General features: G+C 39.7%; 15 protein-coding genes. 8 read left to right on the top strand and 7 right to left on the bottom strand.

The features are described 5' to 3' along the window. The first annotated feature begins 52 nt into the window (after positions 1 to 52). Positions 53 to 1,078 carry a lipoate--protein ligase gene (locus EKM69_RS07525; protein ID WP_125709748.1) on the top strand — a complete coding sequence of 342 codons (1,026 nt, stop codon included), beginning with the start codon at positions 53 to 55 and terminating at the stop codon, positions 1,076 to 1,078. An 84-nt stretch (positions 1,079 to 1,162) separates the two neighbouring features. Here EKM69_RS07525 and EKM69_RS07520 read toward each other — a convergent pair whose 3' ends face one another. The 3 genes from EKM69_RS07520 to EKM69_RS07510 all read right to left on the bottom strand — a co-directional run bounded on the left by EKM69_RS07520 (position 1,163) and on the right by EKM69_RS07510 (position 4,087). After that, positions 1,163 to 1,819 (bottom strand): phosphatase PAP2 family protein, encoded by a 657-nt coding sequence (locus EKM69_RS07520; protein ID WP_125709746.1) that lies wholly within the window; start codon positions 1,817 to 1,819, stop codon positions 1,163 to 1,165. 849 nt (positions 1,820 to 2,668) lie between these two features. Continuing rightward, positions 2,669 to 3,373: a VIT1/CCC1 transporter family protein gene (locus tag EKM69_RS07515; protein WP_125709744.1), complete on the bottom strand. Its 705-nt coding sequence runs from the start codon at positions 3,371 to 3,373 to the stop codon at positions 2,669 to 2,671. A 21-nt stretch (positions 3,374 to 3,394) separates the two neighbouring features. After that, positions 3,395 to 4,087, bottom strand: coding sequence for a VIT1/CCC1 transporter family protein (locus EKM69_RS07510; RefSeq protein WP_125709742.1), 693 nt, complete (start codon positions 4,085 to 4,087; stop codon positions 3,395 to 3,397). Between the two features lie 252 nt (positions 4,088 to 4,339). Here EKM69_RS07510 and EKM69_RS07505 point away from each other — a divergent pair, with 252 nt between their 5' ends. The 5 genes from EKM69_RS07505 to EKM69_RS07485 all read left to right on the top strand — a co-directional run bounded on the left by EKM69_RS07505 (position 4,340) and on the right by EKM69_RS07485 (position 9,851). Continuing rightward, on the top strand, positions 4,340 to 4,807 hold the full coding sequence (locus EKM69_RS07505) for a Fur family transcriptional regulator (protein ID WP_125709740.1): 468 nt from the start codon (positions 4,340 to 4,342) through the stop codon (positions 4,805 to 4,807). A 640-nt stretch (positions 4,808 to 5,447) separates the two neighbouring features. Next, positions 5,448 to 6,470, top strand: coding sequence for an LCP family protein (locus EKM69_RS07500; RefSeq protein ID WP_125709738.1), 1,023 nt, complete (start codon positions 5,448 to 5,450; stop codon positions 6,468 to 6,470). Positions 6,471 to 6,599: 129 nt separating this feature from the next. Continuing rightward, positions 6,600 to 7,031 (top strand): MerR family transcriptional regulator, encoded by a 432-nt coding sequence (locus tag EKM69_RS07495; RefSeq protein WP_125709737.1) that lies wholly within the window; start codon positions 6,600 to 6,602, stop codon positions 7,029 to 7,031. A 186-nt stretch (positions 7,032 to 7,217) separates the two neighbouring features. Beyond that, entirely contained in the window at positions 7,218 to 8,465 is a 1,248-nt protein-coding gene (locus EKM69_RS07490; RefSeq protein WP_125709735.1) for a glucosaminidase domain-containing protein, read from the top strand. A gap of 495 nt (positions 8,466 to 8,960) precedes the next feature. Further along, positions 8,961 to 9,851, top strand: a complete 891-nt coding sequence (locus EKM69_RS07485; protein ID WP_125709733.1) for a Gfo/Idh/MocA family protein — start codon at positions 8,961 to 8,963, stop codon at positions 9,849 to 9,851. A 624-nt stretch (positions 9,852 to 10,475) separates the two neighbouring features. Here the strand turns inward: EKM69_RS07485 and EKM69_RS07480 are convergent. Together EKM69_RS07480 and EKM69_RS07475 are read right to left on the bottom strand one after the other, a co-directional pair. Then, the gene (locus EKM69_RS07480) at positions 10,476 to 11,261 is read right to left on the bottom strand and encodes a glucose-1-dehydrogenase (RefSeq protein ID WP_125709731.1); all 786 of its coding nucleotides are present in this window, start codon (positions 11,259 to 11,261) and stop codon (positions 10,476 to 10,478) included. An 825-nt stretch (positions 11,262 to 12,086) separates the two neighbouring features. Continuing rightward, positions 12,087 to 12,947: an aldo/keto reductase gene (locus tag EKM69_RS07475; protein WP_125709729.1), complete on the bottom strand. Its 861-nt coding sequence runs from the start codon at positions 12,945 to 12,947 to the stop codon at positions 12,087 to 12,089. A 677-nt stretch (positions 12,948 to 13,624) separates the two neighbouring features. Between EKM69_RS07475 and EKM69_RS07470 the strand changes: the two genes are divergently transcribed. Then, entirely contained in the window at positions 13,625 to 15,256 is a 1,632-nt protein-coding gene (locus EKM69_RS07470; protein WP_125709727.1) for a glycosyltransferase family protein, read from the top strand. Between the two features lie 43 nt (positions 15,257 to 15,299). Here EKM69_RS07470 and EKM69_RS07465 read toward each other — a convergent pair whose 3' ends face one another. Together EKM69_RS07465 and EKM69_RS07460 are read right to left on the bottom strand one after the other, a co-directional pair. Beyond that, the gene (locus EKM69_RS07465) at positions 15,300 to 15,695 is read right to left on the bottom strand and encodes a hypothetical protein (protein ID WP_125709725.1); all 396 of its coding nucleotides are present in this window, start codon (positions 15,693 to 15,695) and stop codon (positions 15,300 to 15,302) included. Between the two features lie 260 nt (positions 15,696 to 15,955). Beyond that, entirely contained in the window at positions 15,956 to 16,540 is a 585-nt protein-coding gene (locus tag EKM69_RS07460) for a TetR/AcrR family transcriptional regulator (RefSeq protein WP_225423861.1), read from the bottom strand. Between the two features lie 166 nt (positions 16,541 to 16,706). Here EKM69_RS07460 and EKM69_RS07455 point away from each other — a divergent pair, with 166 nt between their 5' ends. Further along, positions 16,707 to 19,034, top strand: a complete 2,328-nt coding sequence (locus EKM69_RS07455; RefSeq protein ID WP_125709723.1) for an ABC transporter ATP-binding protein/permease — start codon at positions 16,707 to 16,709, stop codon at positions 19,032 to 19,034. The last annotated feature ends 515 nt before the right edge of the window (positions 19,035 to 19,549 follow it).

Here is a 19,549-nt window from a genome sequence, read left to right as displayed (position 1 = left end):
TCGGTGAAATGGCTTACAATGAAACCATGTCAATTTAAGAGGGAGTGTTTGTATGTTTTTCATCGATACATCTAGAAACGGAAAGCCGGTTTATAACGCGATCGTTAATCAATCGCTCGACAATTATTTAGTCAACGACTTAAAATTGCCAGGTCACGGATTGATCATGTACATCAATAACCCATCTGTAATTGTTGGTGTTCATCAAAACGCCTACGCCGAAGTTAATTTCCCCTATTTAAAGGAGAAAAAGATCCAATTAGTTAGAAGAACTTCCGGTGGTGGTGCTGTTTATCACGACTTTGGTAACTTAGTCTTTGAAAATATCGTGATCGATAACGACGACCACTTCGGCGAATACGACTATTTCGCACAACCAATCGTCGATGCCCTACACGACATGGGTGCCAAAGATGTAGAAATGCGTGGCAGAAACGACATCGTAGTCGATGACAAGAAATTCTCAGGAATGACAATGTTCAAAGTCGGTCATTCATATGCTGCCGGTGGAACATTAATGTTCGACCTCGACATGGATACTGCCAGCAAAGTCTTAACTCCTGAACAAGACAAACTAGAATCTAAAGGTGTTAAGTCCGTCAACAAGCGTATCACTAACATCAAAGAATACTTAGACGAACCTTTCAAGAGCATGAATGCGGATCAATTCAAAGAAGAATTATTAAAACGCATCTTCCATGCCGATTCCCTAGAAGACATCGAAACTTACAAGCTAACTGATGAAGATTGGAAGATAATCGATTCCCGTTTGGAAGGAAAATATGACACAGATGCCTGGAACTACGGTGAAAATCCAGGTTTCACGCACTATGTTTCCAAACATTTCGACATCGGGACCGTAGCCTTCAACTTCAACTTAGAAAACAATCAGATCACCGACATCAATATTTACGGTGACTTCATCACAGGCGGCGACATCCACTTGATCGAAAAAGCCTTAACCGGAGCTGACTTCAATGAAGATGGTCTGACTAAGGCCTTAGAATCAGTTGATCTAGCAGCTAACTTAGGCAAAATTGATGCCAAACCACTAGTAGATCTACTATTATCAAAATAAATAATTATGCAAAAAATAAGCGATGCGACCGAAATAAATCGGCACATCGCTTTTTTAATATTTTATTTTGAAATAATTTTTTGACTAAGAATCTTTCAACACTTTGTTAGCTTTTTGATAAAAATGCAAGTAAAGCAGCTGCGAGAAATTCCACCAACCAAAGGCCAGCAACAAGCTGCCAAGAACATCTGAAGGATAATGAACCCGCAAATAGATCCGCGACAAGACAATAATGACCAACCAAATGATCATCAAAACCCGGATCAAAAAGCGATTCCCCGACTCAACAATCCGCGGAACCAAGATCCCCAACACGAACAAGACCAAAATAGTCGATCCAAAAACATGTCCACTAGGAAAACTAAAACCAAAAGCTCCCCCAACAATATCATGATCCGGCCGAGCCCGGCGAACCAAATTCTTGATCAAGTAAGCCAAGAAATAGCCTCCCAAAATAGTAAAGGCAATCCACAAAGCAGTAACCCGCTCCCTTTGCAAAATAAAAACCCCGGCAATAATAGCACTAAAAATCAAAACAGCCACAGGACTACCAAACAAAGCCACAAATCGATAAAAATAAGCAAAAACCGATCCAGCCTTAATAACCATCAACCCCTGGATCATCTCATCAATATCAAACAACCAGCTAGCCCGCAAAGACACAGCTGACATCAACAAAATAAACAACAAAAACCAAACAAAACAAGAAACCCCGCGCTCATCTCTGTGTTTAAAAATCATAAAATTACCTTCCAAAATAAAAACAATATATTTGTATAATTTTCTAAGTACCCATTGTATAAATTATAGAGGGAAAATACAAGAGAGCAAGCACAGAGAGCGGAGACACACGGGTAGCTGCTAAGGATTAACGCGGGTGGTCGAACAAGGTGCGGCGAAGCCGTGCCTCGACCACCTGTGTTAACCGGAGGCCGCTGTGTGCCGGAGCTCGTTTCAGCATCCTTGAGGATAAGGATAAAAATCACTATAAAATTTGCAGCAAGTTTATCCAACAAAAATAGATACCCAATGCACTACCATTGCGAGAGTGCGAGGAACGAGCACGCGAGCCCAAAAGAAAAGAAAACATAGAGTGAGGTTTTGATTTTGATTTTGATTTTGATTTTGATTTTGATTTTGATTTTGGTTTTGGTTTAGATCTCACAAACCAAGGTAGAAACTGAGATAGACCACAAAACCTAGGACGCGCAAAAAGTGCCAACTTGATCAAAAAAACTCGGTCCTAATCCAAAAAAATGGGATTGTTGCACTATCTAGACGGAGGGGCCCGGGGATACAGACCTCAGCACCTAAATTATTCTTAGCGATTTATCGCTTAGAATAAGACCGAGTTTTGAGATGCCCGAGTGGTCTCCTCGGGTAGCTCAAAATCGCGTCAGGTGCGTTCCAGCGTCTGTATCCCCGGGCCCCGGAGTCGGCAGTGAACGTACACCAAAACTACCAACTCTATCCCACCAAACAAACATCAAAACATCACCCAAGCAAAACGCAACCAGTCAGCCAAAAACTCTCTCACCTCAAGGCAAAAAAAATAGCCGGCAACAAGCCAGCCAAACAAAACAAATAAAACTACTTCAACAAAATACCAACAGAATAGTGAATAATCATAGTAATAATACCAACAATAATATTACGATAAATAGCAACCTTAACCAAACCATCACCAAGCTTAGCACTCAAATATCCAGTCAAAGCCACAGAAGCAATAACAGCCAAAATAGTACCCTGCCACTGCAAGCTAACAGGCAAAAGCGACATAGCAGCCAAAGGAAAAATACCACCAGCAGAAGCAGCAACCAATGAAGAAAAAGCAGCGTTCCAAGGGCTCATATAATGTCCCAATTCCAAGTCATACTTAACCCGAATAACAGTCCCCAAAGCATCCTTCTTCATCAGCTCATTAGCAATATCATAAGAAGTAGCAGAAGTAACGCCACGATCCATATAAAACTTAGCCACAGCATCAAGCTCGCTTTGAAAATCTTGCTTCAATAAAACTTTTTCCTTTTCAACAACGGCTTTTTCAGTATCCTTTTGCGAACTAACAGAAGCATACTCGCCAGAAGCCATTGAAAAAGCACAGGCTATCAAATCTGATAATCCAGCGATAAAAATCGTAAATTGATTAGTTGTAGCAACGGCAACGGAAAATAGCACACCGACAACAGTTAAAATACCATCATTAGAACCTAAAACTCCGGCACGTAATGTGTTTGACCGTTCGGCCATTGTTTGTTTTTGTTTCTTTAGTCTTGAAATACTCATTGATTTCATCTAACTTAGTCCCTTCTATAATTAGTGTGCAAATAGTAATCCGACGCCATAAGTAACGCCCATGGTCAAAAGACCAGAAACTACGTTTCTTAATGCAGCCTTCCCTCTATTAGCATTACCTAAAACAGCAGCTGTGTATCCGGTAATTACTAAAGAGATCACGACCGCAACCATAGTTGCAATCAATTTGATTTTTTCAGGGAATAATGTAATCGACAATAGTGGAAGTAAAGATCCCAATGGGAATGAGATCATTGAGGCTAAGGCCGCAGCGATAGCACTAGTTTTTTCTTTCGGATTAAAGCCATATCTTTCTCTGACGGCGGTATCGATCTTGTCGCCTTCTAACATTTCTCGAGTAGCTTTTTCAGCTAACTCAGCCGGGATCCCGGTTTTGTGGTACTTGTCTTTGATAAAGTTAAATTCTTTGTCGTAATTAGCATCTAAGGCTGCGGATTCTTTTTCAATGGCACGACGTTCGGAATCTCTTTGAGTACTTACGGAGACCCATTCACCCATCGCCATAGAAATTGTTCCGGCTAACATACCGGCGATACCGGCAAGAAAAATAGCATAATTATTATTCGTCGCTCCGGCAACACCGATAACGATACCAGCAACTGAAACGATCCCATCATTGGCACCCATAACACTGGCACGCATGACATTGATCTTTTCAGCTAAACTTCTCTTTTTCTTCTTAGCAATTTGCATAATACTCGCTCCCTTTAAACGGTCTTCTAAAATGTCGTTTTTCGCTAGATTGGAATGGTTATTATCTAATATCGACTCTATATTAACGTTACTATTCATAAAAGTAAACTATAAACGTCTATTTTTTGTAAGATTTTCTCAATCAATCGCTTTCAATTTGCAATGATTTTTAAATGAGAAATACAATTAACTTGTAATCATTATCAAAAAGGTGTTTTAATGAAACTAGATAAATAGAAAGGAAGAACTCTTATGGCTACAAAGAATGTTGCAGATAAAACTTTGCAAGTTTTAAAGGATAATAAGCTCCGTGTGACTCCACAACGTCATTTGATCTTGTCTTATTTGGCTAGTCATCATAACCATCCTTCTGTGGATACCATTCATGCTGCTTTAAGTAAGGAACTTCCCAATTTAGGTGCATCTACCATCTACAATACTTTGAATACTTTTGTCGAACGAGGACTTGTGATCGAGCTGCAGAATGGTGATGGTAGTACTCATTACGATTACTTTGGTACTCCGCATTATCATGCTATTTGTACTAACTGCGGTAAGATCGTTGATGTTACTTATGAGGGCTTTGGTAAGGATGAGAAGCAGTTTGAGAAGCGTACTGCTGAGTTGTCTGGGTATATGATTTCTGGTAATCATATGGAGGTTTACGGACTTTGTCCTGAGTGCCAGATTAAGCTTGGGTTACGCAGGGCTGATAGTTAGAAGCATTCCTTTTTTTGGGGAGTGCTTTTTTTCTTGAGGTGAGAGAGTTTTTGGCGGACGAGAAGCGTTTTTTTTGGTTGATGTTTTGATGTTTGTTTGGTGGGATGGAGGTGGTAGTTTGGTTGGTGGTTCACTGCCGACTCCGGGGCCCGGGGATACAGACGCTGGAACGCACCTGACACGGTGCTGAGGTCTGTATCCCCGGGCCCCTCCGTCTAGATAATGCATCAATCCCCTTTTTTTATTATGGGGACCGATTTATTTTTTACAAATTGGCACTTTTGGTGCGTCCTAGATTTTTCGGTCTATCTCAGTTTCTATCTTGGTTTGTAAGATCAAAATCAAACTCAAATTCAAGAACCTAAACTAGACAAAGTTAAAGCAAAATCTCCTTTTTCTGCTCGCGTGCTGTTAACGCACTCTCGCGGTTGTTATTCACTTCTCCGCTCTTTTGTATTCCTAAGCTTGATTTTTATTTTTCACTTTTTTTCTTCTGCTTTCTCAATTGTTCTCCACCTTCTTCAGCTTTTTATTGGCTATAGCCTAACTCTTTATACATTTATTTATTTACTCATTTGTGTTAAATTTATTTCTTAATGTTGAACGAATTTATATTCGAGCTTTTCAGTGGAGAATTTTTATGAAAATTTTTAAACGTGTTTTAATTGTTCTACTAATTCTGGTCGCCATCGTTGCTGGTGGTGGTTATGCTTTTTATAAAGCTAATACTAATGCTTTGAAGTCGATCCATAATACTCAGAAGAGTGTTTCTTCTAAGATCGAGAATGGTAAGCCTTTTTCTGTTTTGCTTTTGGGTGCTGATACTGGTGCCGATGGTCGGGTTGATCGGGGGAATTCTGATACTATTATGGTTCTTACTATTAATCCTAATTCTAAGAAGGTTTTGATGTATTCTGTTCCTCGGGATACTATGGCTGAGATGGTTGGGGATTCGCCTAAGAATGTTCAGAAGATCAATTCTGCTTATGCTATTGGTTCTAATAAGATGGCTAAGCAGTCCGTTTCTGCTCTTTTGAATGTGCCGATCGATTATACGGTTACTATTAATATGCGGGCTTTGAAGAAGACGGTTGATTTTGTTGATGGGGTCGATATTAATACTCCAATTAAGGTCAGTTATGACGGTGTTACTATTCCTAAGGGTAAACATCATCTTAATGGTAAGAAGGCTTTGACTTATGCTCGGATGCGTTATGGTGATCCTCGTGGGGATTATGGGCGTCAGTTGCGTCAGCAAGAAGTTTTGCAGGGCGTTATTAAAAAGCTGAAATCTCCTAAGTATTTGACTCAGTTGCCTTCTTTGATCAAGACGGTCGGTCCGGAGATTATTACTGATATGACTGATAATGAGATGAACTTATTGCCTGTGAAGTATTACATGGTCGGCAATAACTTTGAGTCCAAACAATTGGATGAAAAAACTGCTTGGATCAATGGTAGTTCTTACCAAGTTGCTTCAACTAAGTCATTGCAAAAGGCTTCTGATACTTTGCGGAAATCACTCGATCTTTCCACTTCGAAGGTCGATAATATGGAAACTAAATTGAACAAATACAATCAGGACTTTTTCTCTGATCCTGATAATACTGACTACGATGACCGTGGTCTCAATCATACTTTTTATACTAATGACACATATTAATTTTTAAAAAACTATTGGTTAATTTTTTGCCAATAGTTTTTTTATATATAAAATTTGTATTTATTAATATTCAGTGTAAAATAGAACCATCTTCGAGTTACTATAACTTAATAGAAAGAAGGGATCCTTTTGGCAACGTATTCGGTTCAACAAGTAGCTAAAAAGACTGGCCTCACTACTTATACTGTTCGTTATTATCACGATCACGGCTTGCTGCCTTTTGTTCAACGAGACAAAAACAACAATCGCGTTTTCAGCGATTCTGACATTGAATGGTTGGAAATGGTCACTTGTTTGCGTAGCACTGGCATGCCACTTGATCAGATCAAAAATTATACTAATCTCGTTGTCGAGGGTGAAGATACTGTTCCTGAACGTTATCAGATCATGCTCGATCAACAAAAACGGACCATCAATGAGATCAAAGAGTTGCAACAACATTTAGCAACGATCAAATTCAAAGTTGATCATTATGCTGAAATAATGGAAAATCACGAGCCCGATTCATTCGAACCTTCAAATATCCACGAGAAGGAAAGTCTGAAAACAGAGGCAAAATAAGCATGTCGGCTTTTTATAAAAAGCTGAACATGCTTTTTTTAATATCTATTTATAAATATTGAATTATAATATCCATAATAAATTACAGTTATATGAACAAGTCTTTACAATACATCGTATCTGGTTGAAGCTAGCTTTAAATTTTTGTATTCTACACTAGCACATCAATTTGGAGGATTTATATATATGCGTAAAAGCTTGCTATTAACTAGTGTGGCAATTTTAAATACTATGGCATCAGTAGCGGTGCCAACAGTCGTTTCAGCATCTACTACTGATTCAACTAGTGAAGACACTACTGTCATCGCTGCTGACCAAAATTCTGCTTTACCAGCCGAAAGTGACGCCGAATTAGTCGGTAACAACGGCTCAAAAGATAACAACATCTTAGAAGGTTCGAAAAAAATTGAACCTGATCAAAATATTGCACATTCGACTGATATTGAATCATTCAGCGAAGCTGCACCTATGTCTCGAATGTCATCTTCAGCTTTCATCGACTTAGCTGGACCTATGGCTCAAAAGTCGGCTCAACGTTACAACGTTTATGCTTCAGTAATGATGGCACAAGCTATCATTGAATCTGGTTGGGGTGGTTCTACTTTAGCTATGTACCCTAACCATAATCTTTTTGGGATCAAAGGTAGTTACAACGGACAATCCGTTTACATGCCAACTCGTGAATACAGCCCTCAATACGGTTGGTACACGATCAACGCTGCTTTTAGAAAATATCCTAGTTACGAACAATCATTTGACGACAACGGTGCCCTCTTGCGTTACGGTCTAAATGGTTATTACAAAGGAACTTGGAAAGAAAATACTAACTCATACCGTGACGCAACTCGCTGGTTGCAAGGTCGATACGCCACTGCTCCTAACTATGCAGCAGTCTTGAACAATGTGATCGATACTTACGGTTTGACTCGTTTTGACAATGCCGTTCAAGGACCAGACGTTGATGCTGGTTCTGAAGCTCCACTAAATGGCGACTTTTTCAAAATGGATGACGTTGGTGTGATCACTAATCCAAACGGAGCTCAAATTTATCATCAAGCAAATCCAGATCGCCCAGAAAAGCAAATCTTAGCTGCTGGTTCATCATGGAAAACAACTGGTAAAGTCGTAACATCTGACGGTAAGATCTTCTACCAAGTATCGACAACACAATACATCAAAGCTGATGATATCAAGCTCAAGTCTGACGTTTCTGAAGACACGAAGCAACGCGTTATCAAAGCTAAGAATCCCAACAGCTCCATCGTTCCATTAGTTGGTTTCAAAGAAAACGGTAAGACCTTCGACGGTAACCGTGGCCTTTCAAACGACACACTATGGATCACTGACCAAACTCGTGAGTATCAAGGACATAAATACTATCGTGTATCAACTAACGAATGGGTCCAAGACAGTCACGCAACATTTATTAAGTAATCTCATCCGGCTAAGTCTTACTTGGTCGGTTTTTTTGTGTTTGATTTTTGTTGTGGTGGGATTTTGGGTGGTGGTTCACTGCCGGTCCTGTGGGGGTTCCGGGAATTGCGCCGTGGAACGCTGCGGACCCACTTTGAGCTATCCAAGGAAACCCACCTTGGACATCTCAAAGCTGGGTCTTTTCGTAAGCACGGCCCATGCCGTGCAAACGAAAATTTCGCGGCTGACGGCGAATTCCCTCCACCCCCACAGGACCTAGGGTGTGCAATAATCATTTTTTTGTAAGTGTACGGTACTTATTTTTTCTTGCTTAGACTGTTTTAGTTGGATACTGGTACTTAACTATTTTTTTCGTCTTACGATTTTTTCTTGGATTTCTATCTTTTTAATATTTTTAGGACAATATTTTTATTAATTAAAATTTGCGTTAATTAGAATTTATCAATATAACAATTATGATAAGCTGTCTATATCATGCAGAATCGAGGCTTTTTTATGAAAAAAATCGGTGTTATCGGACTTGGCAATATTGCCCAAAAGGCTTATTTACCAGTAATGGCCAGTCTTCAAGATGAATTTGAATGGCATTTGACTACTCGTAATTTAGAAAAGGGCGAAAAACTGCAGAACCAATTCGGCTTTGCTCACTTGCATCAAACTTTGGACCAATTAATATCTGAAAAACCTTTGGCAGTCTTTGTGCACACACCTACCTCGACACACGCTCAGATCATCGAGCAGCTGTTGAATTCAGGCATCAACGTCTACGTCGACAAGCCCGTTTCGGATGATATTGCTGATGTCAGACGCTTGTATCAGTTAGCTAAAGAAAAAAACTTAATGCTAACTTGTGGCTTCAATCGGCGCTTTGCCCCATTCAACCAGGAGCTCGCCCAAATACCTGACAAGAGATCGATCACCGTTGAAAAAACGCGGGAAGATGTCGATCAAAGTCCAAAGGATGCGATTTTTGACCTAGCGATCCACTCGGTCGATACAGCCCTATTCTTGCTTGGAGATAAAACCATTTTAAACGCAGAATCACGGATCGTTACTTCCGATGATTTGCTCGATCAATATTACTTAACGGTCGACACTGCCGACTGTCGGGCTACGGTCATTACTAACATGCACAGTGGTGTAAATCTGGAACAAGTTACCGTTCAAGGTTTGAACGAGCGTGAAGTAGTGACTGACTTGAATAAAGCATCCGTCTATCACAGCGGAATCGTAGAAGAAAAATATCGTCCCGATTGGGAACGGACGCTCGTTAGTCGCGGATTTGAGCCATTGATCAAAAAATTTCTGCAGGCTGTTTCTGTAGATGGGATTAATCCGGTTGATCCGGAATCGGCTATTCTTAGTCATGAATTGTGTTTGAAATAGAAAAGACAAGGTTAACTCGCAATTTGAATTGCTGGAGTTTACCTTGTCTTTTTTTCTTTGGCTCATTTTTTTATCTTGAACTTTTTGATCTCCGGAGTCTGATCAAAAAAGTTTTTGGTAGTTTTTTTAATGTTCTTGGTAGTTTTTGGGATTACTCCCTTTTCTTAGATCCCGAGGTGATTTTCTTTTTTGATGGGATTTTTTTTCTTTTGGTTATTCCCAGTGGTAATTTTTTTGGTGCTTGTACTTCTGGTTGGAAATCCCTGTTGTTGAAGTTCCTGTTTGGAGCATTCTCATCTTTGGATTTCCTGTGGTAGGTTTCCTTGATGAAGTTCTGCTCCTCTTTGGATTTTCCTGGTAGGATTCTACTCTTCTTCGGAGTATTTGGTAGTAGTTTGTTTTGTACTTATCCGTTTCCTTATTTTTGTATCGGAAACTTTATTGTTTTTAACTAAGTTTGTGGTTGATGTTATTTCGTCTTTGATTTTTTGATAGTGGAAACGAGCTCCAGGCGACAGCGGCCTCCGGTTAACACAGGTGGTCGAGGCACGGCTTCGCCGCACCTTGTTCGACCACCCGCGTTAATCCTCAGCAGCTGACCGTCGCCTTCCGCTCTCTGATTTTTTAGCCCTCCCCATCTTTAAAAGCAGGATATAGGGTCATTCCTCCATCAATAAATAACGTGATTCCTGTGACGTAGCTGGATTCGTCTGATGCTAACCAGGCTGCTCCGGCTGCTACTTCTTCGGGAGTTCCGATTCTGTTCATTGGTACCATTGATACTGTTTCGTCGTATTGCTTTTTATCGGCAAATTTTTCCGCGTTAATTGGTGTGTTGATGGCACCGGGTCCGATTCCGTTGACACGAATGTTGCGGTCGGCATATTCCATGGCAATAGTCTTGGTAAATAGTTTTACACTACCCTTTGCTGCAGCGTAACTAGCAAAGGTTGGCCATGGGATTTGTTCGTGCACTGAGGACATGTTGATGATATTGCCCTTTTTGTTGTTTGACACAAAGTAATTTAAAGCTGTCTTCGAACCTAAAAAAACACCTGTTTGATCGACAGCAGTAACTTTTTTCCAGTCATCCAAAGTAGATTCATGGGTAGGCGATTTAATTTCCATACCGGCATTATTGACCCACACATCCAAGCCACCAAAATTATCAATGGCAGCATCTAACAGAGCTTTGGCACCCTCTTCATAACTAATATCAGCTTGAACAATGACAGCACGACCACCTTCAGCCTCAACAGCATCGGCGGCAACTTGAGCACCGGCTTTGTCGCTATGATAATTAATCACAACGGACATATGCTCATTACCAAATCGCTTAGCAATAGCATTACCGATCCCTTTAGAACCTCCAGTAACAACAGCAACTTTTCCATTCAAATCTGAATACATAACCAAAGCCTCGATTCCAAATTATTTAACAAATTTTTTGGTGCACATCTATTACATGGCATAATGCCCAAAACGTCAATTTATTTGATTAAGCAAAAGCAAAAATTTCATGAAAAATATAACCAAAATCCCGTCATAACAACAAAAATAAGTATTACAAAAAAATTATGATAACCAACAGTAAAATACGATCAAATTTAATGAGCTCCAAAAAAAGCCTTCAAATTTGAACTCAATTTGAAAGCTAAATTAGGTTTTAACCAAACAGTGATTTAAAGTTGAGCACCGATTTTATTTTTAACACCAGTTCTGACTTCGACTTTGATTTTAGTCCTTGATCTGCCCTTAGTTTTGATTTAGGTCTTACCAACAAAAATAAAAATTGAGATAGACCGCAAAATATAGGACGTGCCAAAAGTGCCAATTTGATCAAAAAAATTCGGTCCCCACCCCCAATAGGGAGGATTGTTACATTATCTAGACGGAGGTGCTTGGGGATACAGCCCTCAGCACCTAAATTTCACTTGGCAATTCATTGCCTAGTGAAAGACCGAGTTTTGAGATGCCCGAGTGGTCTCCTCGGGTAGCTCAAAATCGTGTCGAGTGCATTCCCGACCTTGGTTGTTCGGTGGTGTAGCCACCACCAAATTCGGTTGCGCAAGTGCGTCAGCACTTACGTTCCTTCATTGTATCCCCGGGCACCGTAGTCGGCAGTGAACATCGACATAAAGTACTTCCTCTATCCCAACAAACACCAAAATCACAAGCACCAACAAAATAAAACGCTTCTGTCTGTCTCTACTCTCTTACATTTATGCTAAAATCCTACTCCTGACGTCCATGATGATACATATCAACAGCAGAATCCTTCATGCCATTCAATGAATTCATATCATCATCAGAAATAACAAAATCCAAACGAGCGTTATCCAAAATATGTTCCTTATGAGTAGCCTTAGGCAATGGCAAAGCACCATTTTGTACGACAAATTCTATAGCCAACTGAGCCACACTAACACCATACTTATCAGCAATCCGAGTAACAGTAGGATTGCTGAGCATACGACCAGTAGCTAAAGGAGAATAAGCCTCGATCAAAATATCATTATCAGCAGCAAATTTAGAAATCTTAGGCTCAGTGTAACCTACATAATACTGGATCTGATCAACAGCAGGTTTAACCTTAGCAGTCGAAAGCAAACTCTCAAGATCGTGCACATTAAAGTTAGAAACACCAATAGACTTAACTTTTCCAGAAGCCAAAATTTCTTCCATAGCCTTCCAAACTTCTTGATTAGCCTTGTCATATTTTTCAATATTTTGTGACTTATTCATTTCATCCCATGGAAATGGAGCATGAACTAAATAAAGATCTAAATAATCAAGACCCAAATTGTTGTAAGTAGTCTCAAAATCCTTCAAAGTTCCTTCATAAGTCTTAGTCTCACCAGGAAGTTTCGAAGTAACGTAAATTTCGTTACGATCAATACCAGAATCACGAACAGCTTGCCCAACTTCTTTTTCATTTTGGTAAGCCAAAGCAGTATCAATGTGGCGATAACCAGCCTTCAAAGCTTCAAGAACAGCTTGTCGAGTATCTTCAGCAGCCATCTGCCAAGTACCAAAAGCCACCTTAGGAATCTTAGTACCATCATTCAAATCATAAGTTTCATTCAATTTAGTCATCAAAAAATCCTTCTTTCGTATTTACAAAAACAACTCTATACCTTCGACCATACTCGAACGCAAACATAACAATCCCAAAATTTAAAATAGAACAAAAATAATATTTAGACCGTCACAAAATCAGTCGTTCCGTTTCAGCTTAGCTATGGTCTATTTTTTTTGTCTGTCTTTGGTCTGTTTTTTTGTTTGTTTGGTTTTCTGCTTTTGCTTTGCAAACAACCATAGAAACTGAGATAGACCGCAAAAAATAGGACGCGCAAAAAGTGCCAACTTGATCAAACTAAATCGGTCACCACCACCAAAAGAGAATATTGTCACACTATCTAGACGGAGGGGACCGGGGATACAGCCCTCAGTACCCAAATTCTTCTTAGCGATTCCATCGCTTAGAAGAAGACCGAGTTTTGAGATGTCCGAGTGAACTTCTCGGATAGCTCAAAATCGCGTCGGGTACGTTCCAGCGGCTGTATCCCCGGTCCCCGGAGTCGGCAATCATCCACAATCTAAATCCAAAAACGCATAACTCAAAATACAGTAACAAAATAATATCCACCATCCCAAGAAATTTCTTGGGATTTTTTTATCCATAATCAATAACATTTATTAGTATAAATAGATATTATTGTTAATTTTATTAAAGATATAATTTCGTCAGAATCAGAAATGCAGGGCGAATTATGGACAAAATATCGCAAAAACTACAACAAAAAAAATACCTATATACCTTCTTCTTACTAATCAGCATCCTAGTAGTACTCTTCATCAACCTACATCCAGGATATTCCTTCGCGACCGGTGACTATCGTTTCCACATCAACCGGATCGAAGCACTAGCCAACGAATTTCGTCATTTTAACTTTTTCCCCAAAGTTGATGGCTACTTTTCCGGCGGAATGGGTTACGCTGCTAGCTTATTTTATCCGGACATCTTCCTCTATCCTTCAGCCGTTTTAAGGTTGTTACACGTTCCCATCTTGATCACATACTTGTTCACGATGGTCGAGCTGAACTTCGCAACCTTTTGCCTGACTTATTGGGCTGGTAAACGGCTCGACTTAGCCTTCAAAAACAACCTCATCTTTACGTTCGTTTATACCCTCAGCACTTATCGGCTACAAGTTTTGTACAGCCGTGACGACTTCGGCGAACTTATGGGCATGATGTTTTTCCCACTACTCTTGGCAGAATTGATCAGGCTCAAAAAAGGTAAAACGACCCAGTGGTACTACCTAACAATCGCCATGAGTGGCATAGCTTGGTCACATTTGATCTCGTTATTCATGGCCGTTTGTTTCGCCGTTGCTTTCGTCTTATTGAATTTAAAATCTTTTCTCAACGTAGAAAAAATCAAGGACATCGCCAAAGCTGCCTTGTTAACGATCGGTATTTCCCTCGCCGTCTACGCCCCCGTGATCGAGCAAATACTGCACATGGACTTCACCTTGTCGACTCATCCCTTGATCCACATTTATAACGAAAGCCAGCCACTCAACCAGCTCTTTATAAATTCCGCAAATAATCAGCCATTTCACGCCAACACCGTTAATATCGGAACGGTAATTTTATTTGGTTTGATAATTTATTCCTTCGTCAACTTAGCAAAAAAACGAAATCTCGACTTGACCATCATAGCTTGGTTTTTATTCATTGCTTGTAGTCAATACTTCCCATGGTTTGATCTCAGAAAAACACCTTTTGCAATGATCCAATTTCCTTGGCGTTACTTCTCGATCATTTCACTTATAGTTGCCTACTTCATCGCTAACGACGACTTGCATTTATTCCAACAACAATATGTCACGACCGCGATGGTTTCCCTCGTAATATTATTCAGTCTGACACTTGGATTAAACACCGTTCAACAATCATATTGGCGTTTAAATAGTTACCAATCTTATAACCACATCAGCAGTTACTTGATCGGTGCCGGTCACGAATACTTACCAAGTAATGTTAATTATAAATACGTCAAAACAGACGGACCACGTGAATTGCATTACGATAATAAAAAAGTAAACATCACGAACGCTACCATCAACACGCACATCATCAAGTTCCACTTTGATGCTAAGCAAAAAACTAACGTTGAACTGCCGATTTTTTATTACAAAGGCTATCAAGCTCAAGTAACGGGACCAGGTCATTCAACGACACCAAAGCTAAGTCCCAACGGTTTGGCGGAAATCACCTTGAAGAAACAAGGTACGGTGACAGTCCAATACCACTACACCTTAGTACAAAAGATCAGCTCAGCAATCTCCCTGATCTCGCTCGGGACATTAATTTATCTTTACAAAAAAAGCCGGTGAATCCACCGACTTTTTCTTTTTGAGTAAAACTCAAGTTCATTAATTAAAATGCGTGTTTAGTAAAAGCATGTTGGTGAAAGGTCTTTTGATGTAGTTCCAGAAATTCCCCTCGTTTGTCTTCTGGAAAAACCTTCAAGACCTTATCGTATTCTGTACTCGACAGCAACGCTTGCAAACGCAGGTGATCATGGTCACTCATATGATAGACGGCTGTCCGAAATTCCTTGAACGTCAAAAGTCGTTTGATGTACCAAAAATAATATCTATTCCACGTCAGCGCTTTTGCTAGGAAGTAATACTTCATCAGTTGATAAAATCCCCACAAGAAGGCGGCTACTAATACAGCCTTGACGATCGACGGGACCCCTAAACACAATATTGCAATAATTGGCAAAAAAATCGTGAACAAAATTGTTAGAAGATTGCTAACGGTTTTCATAATTGATACTCCCCCTTATACCATTTATTGACCCAAGAATAACAGCTCAAATTTATGGTGTATATAACAGAAAATGCTCTCATATCGAAAAATAATTTTTGATATGAGAGCATTTTTAAGGAAATATTATTATATAAATTATACAATTACTACGAATTTTTCGATGTCTTAAGAAACTCAATCACACAATTAACACTCTAAAAAGAAAAAACAAGCAGACGATTTTTTGAACAATTCTTCCTATTAGTATCAAATCAACTCTAAGAGTCTAATTCAGATCGATCGAGATATTTTTGATAGTCAGAATATTTTTTCATCGGTCGGATGTCTTCAGCAAATAACAAACGTTCAATAATGCACGTCAGTTCATGAGGACTTTCCTTCATCCCTTGCTTGACCCAGCTTTTTAAAACATTTTGCAAGCCAGCCATGACGTAGATTCCTTGATACGAGTTAACACTATTTTCTGGTCGTGGTTTGGGAGCTAGGACTTGGTGCATCTTTTCCAAAAGCCGCGTCTTTCCTTCAACAAAAGCCAAATTGCTCAGTTTGGGATTCTCATAAAACAGCGATAGCAAGGCTTCCAACGACTGAAATGGCGTGAACTCTTCAGGAATATTCAAAGAGTCGATAAACTCCGTCTCGATCTGTTCTTCACAGTCAGGAATGTCTTTGTAATACCGGTAAAAAGTCGTTCGATTGATGTCTGCCAGCTCGCAAACTTCGGTCACGGTGATCGCTTCGACTGGCTTTTCTTGTAGCAATGACAAGACCGCTTCTTTGATTATTTGCTGCGTATATTTTGCGCGTCGATTATTTCTAACTCCTACCATTTGTCCGTCCATTAGTTCAACACTTTTTACTAATTTGTTTATTTAAAAACACAATGTCGCAAACTGGTGGTTGAACTGTTCTTTCATAATCTTTATTATTTGTACATAGTGTTGCAATAATGGTAATGTAACATAATAATTGTGACAATATAAAATAAAAAGCAAAGGAACTGAATAAATGCTTGAATTAAAACATATTAAAAAGTATTACTATGTCGGTGATTCAGTAACTAAAGCATTAGATGACGTCTCCGTTTCCTTCCGTAAACAAGAATTTGTAGCTATCCTCGGACCTTCTGGTTCTGGTAAAACTACAATGCTCAACGGTATCGGTGGCTTAGACATTTATGACTCTGGTGACTTGATCATCAACGGTAAATCGACCAAAGATTTCAGTGCTTCTGATTGGGACGCTTACCGTAACAATTCCGTTGGCTTTATTTTCCAAAGTTATAACATCATTGGTCACTTAAGTATCCTTGATAACGTCGAAATGGGAATGACGCTTAGTGGTGTTCCTAACGCCGAAAAGAAACAAAAGGCGACTGAGGCTTTGGAACGTGTTGGTTTAGGCCCTCACATGAATAAAAAGCCGAACCAGCTCTCTGGTGGTCAATTGCAACGTGTAGCTATTGCTCGTGCGATCGCCAATGACCCTGAGATCTTGCTTTGTGATGAGCCAACTGGTGCCCTAGATACTGAAACTAGTGAAGAGATCATGAAACTGATCAAAGAACTTTCTAGTGAACGTCTAGTCATCATGGTTACTCACAACCCTACTTTGGCTAAAGAATACGCCGATCGAATCATCAACTTTGCTGATGGTAAGATCTTAGACGATTCTAATCCTTACCAAGAAGACGCTTCAAAAGATACTTTCGAACTAAAGAAAACTAAAATGACTTTTTGGACAGCCTTGAAGTTATCTTTCACCAACTTGAAGACGAAAAAAGCTCGGACTTTCTTGACGGCTTTTGCTTCCAGTATTGGTATCATTAGTATCGCCATCGTTTTGGCCTTATCATCTGGTTTCCAAAAGCAGATCGATAAGACACAAAGCAATACTTTGGCTCAGTTCCCAGTAACTATCTCACAAACTGCTTCTAAGACAACGGCAACAACGACGACTCAGAAGAAAACTTCGAAGTCGAATAAAGTTAAAGCTGAACTTAGTCAACAAGAGAAAATGACTCACAAGAATAAGCTGACAAAGAACTACTTGAATTACGTAGCTGATCTTGATACTGACTTGAGTAAGAATGTTACTTACACTTACACAACGGGTATGAATTTATTGACTAAGCAAAACGGCAAGGTCAAAACAGCCCAGTTCTCCAATGCTAGTTCTGATAACGCTACTGCCAGCATGTCGACGGCTGCTATGGCCTCATCAACTGGTGTCGGAGTATCAGTCTACCCTTCAACTTCTAACGGTGGAGCCGACTTTTTGAAGAAGCATTTCAAAGTCTTGTCTGGTTCAATGCCAAAAAGCGAAAATGACGTTGTCTTGATTGTTGACCGCGACAATTCAACTAACATCAATGCTTTGAAGAACATCGGTATGAAAGTTAAAGACGGTCAAAAGTTGAACTACAACAAGATCGTTGGTACAGAATTCAAAGTTGTTTCTAACAATGACTATTACAAAGAAAATGATGGTGGAACTTATTCTCCATCATCAAATATGAGTAGTTTATACAACAACTCAAATAACAAGACACTTCGCATTTCTGGTATTTTGCGTGTTAAATCAAAATCATCAGAAAACATTCTTTCATCAGGTATCGCCTACAGCGACAAGTTGACGAAAGACATTATCCAAACTAACAAGAACTCTGACATCGTTAAGGCCCAAAAATCTAGCGATTCAAACGTCTTAACTGGTGCTTCAGTCGATTCAGATACGAAGACTTCTCTAGTTAGTGCCTTAGGTGGCTCAACTACTCCAGCAAGTATCTTGATCTACCCTAATACTTTCAAGAACAAAGATAAGGTCCTTGATTACTTAGACAAGTACAACAAGGGCAAGAGTAGCTCTGACAAAGTCATTTACACTGACTTAGCTGGACAAGTTTCTAACCTAACTGGTGGATTGATGAGTGCTATCACATACGTACTAGTAGCCTTCGCAGGTATTTCACTAGTAACAAGTATGATCATGATCGCTATCATAACTTACACTTCAGTGCTTGAAAGAACTAAAGAAATTGGTATTTTGAAAGCCCTCGGTGCTCGTAAAAAAGATATCACTCGGGTGTTCGACGCTGAGACGGTTATTCTTGGTGTTGGTTCTGGATTGTTAGGTGTGATTATCGCATGGCTAGCTACGTTCCCTATCAATGCTATTTTGAAGGGGATGACGGATCTTTCTAATGTGGCACAGTTGAATCCGGTACATGCTTTGATATTGATAATTATTAGTACGGTTCTGACTGTGATTGGTGGGCATATTCCTGCTAAGATGGCTGCTAAGAAGGATGCTGCTACTGCTTTACGGTCTGAGTAGTTTTTGATTTTAAGGTTTTTGAATTATTGCACAATCTCTTTTGAGGTTGTGCTTTTTTGTGTTTCATTTTTATTTGTATAGGTTGATGTGGTGGAGGTTCACTGCCGGGTCTGGGGGGTTCCGGAAAATGCGCCGTGGAACGGTGTGGACGTCGATTGAAGCTCCTCGAAGAAGAGCACTTCGACGATCTCCAATACGAGTCTTCCACTAAGCGGTAAACCGCTAAGTGGAATTTCACACCTGACGGCGATTTTCCTCCACCCCCCAGGCCCTAGGTTGGTCGCAATCATATTTTTTTGGTGGGATACGGTACTTATCTTTTGGCGAATTTTATAATCAAGTTAGCCACCTTAAGAAAATCTGAATAAAAAACACCAAGACGGAAAAATCAGTTATCATTGGAGTTCCGACACTAACAATGAAAGAGGTTTTTCGTCTTGATGCATCAACAGAATACCATAATTCGCAAAAAAGGACAGCACTTAACTGAAATTGAACGAGGCAGAATTGCTTCT

It is taken from the genome of Companilactobacillus zhongbaensis, from assembly GCF_003946515.1.
Classification (GTDB): domain Bacteria; phylum Bacillota; class Bacilli; order Lactobacillales; family Lactobacillaceae; genus Companilactobacillus; species Companilactobacillus zhongbaensis.
The sequence above is the reverse complement of the archived record's forward strand: the minus strand, read 5'-3'. Positions and strand labels throughout refer to the sequence as shown.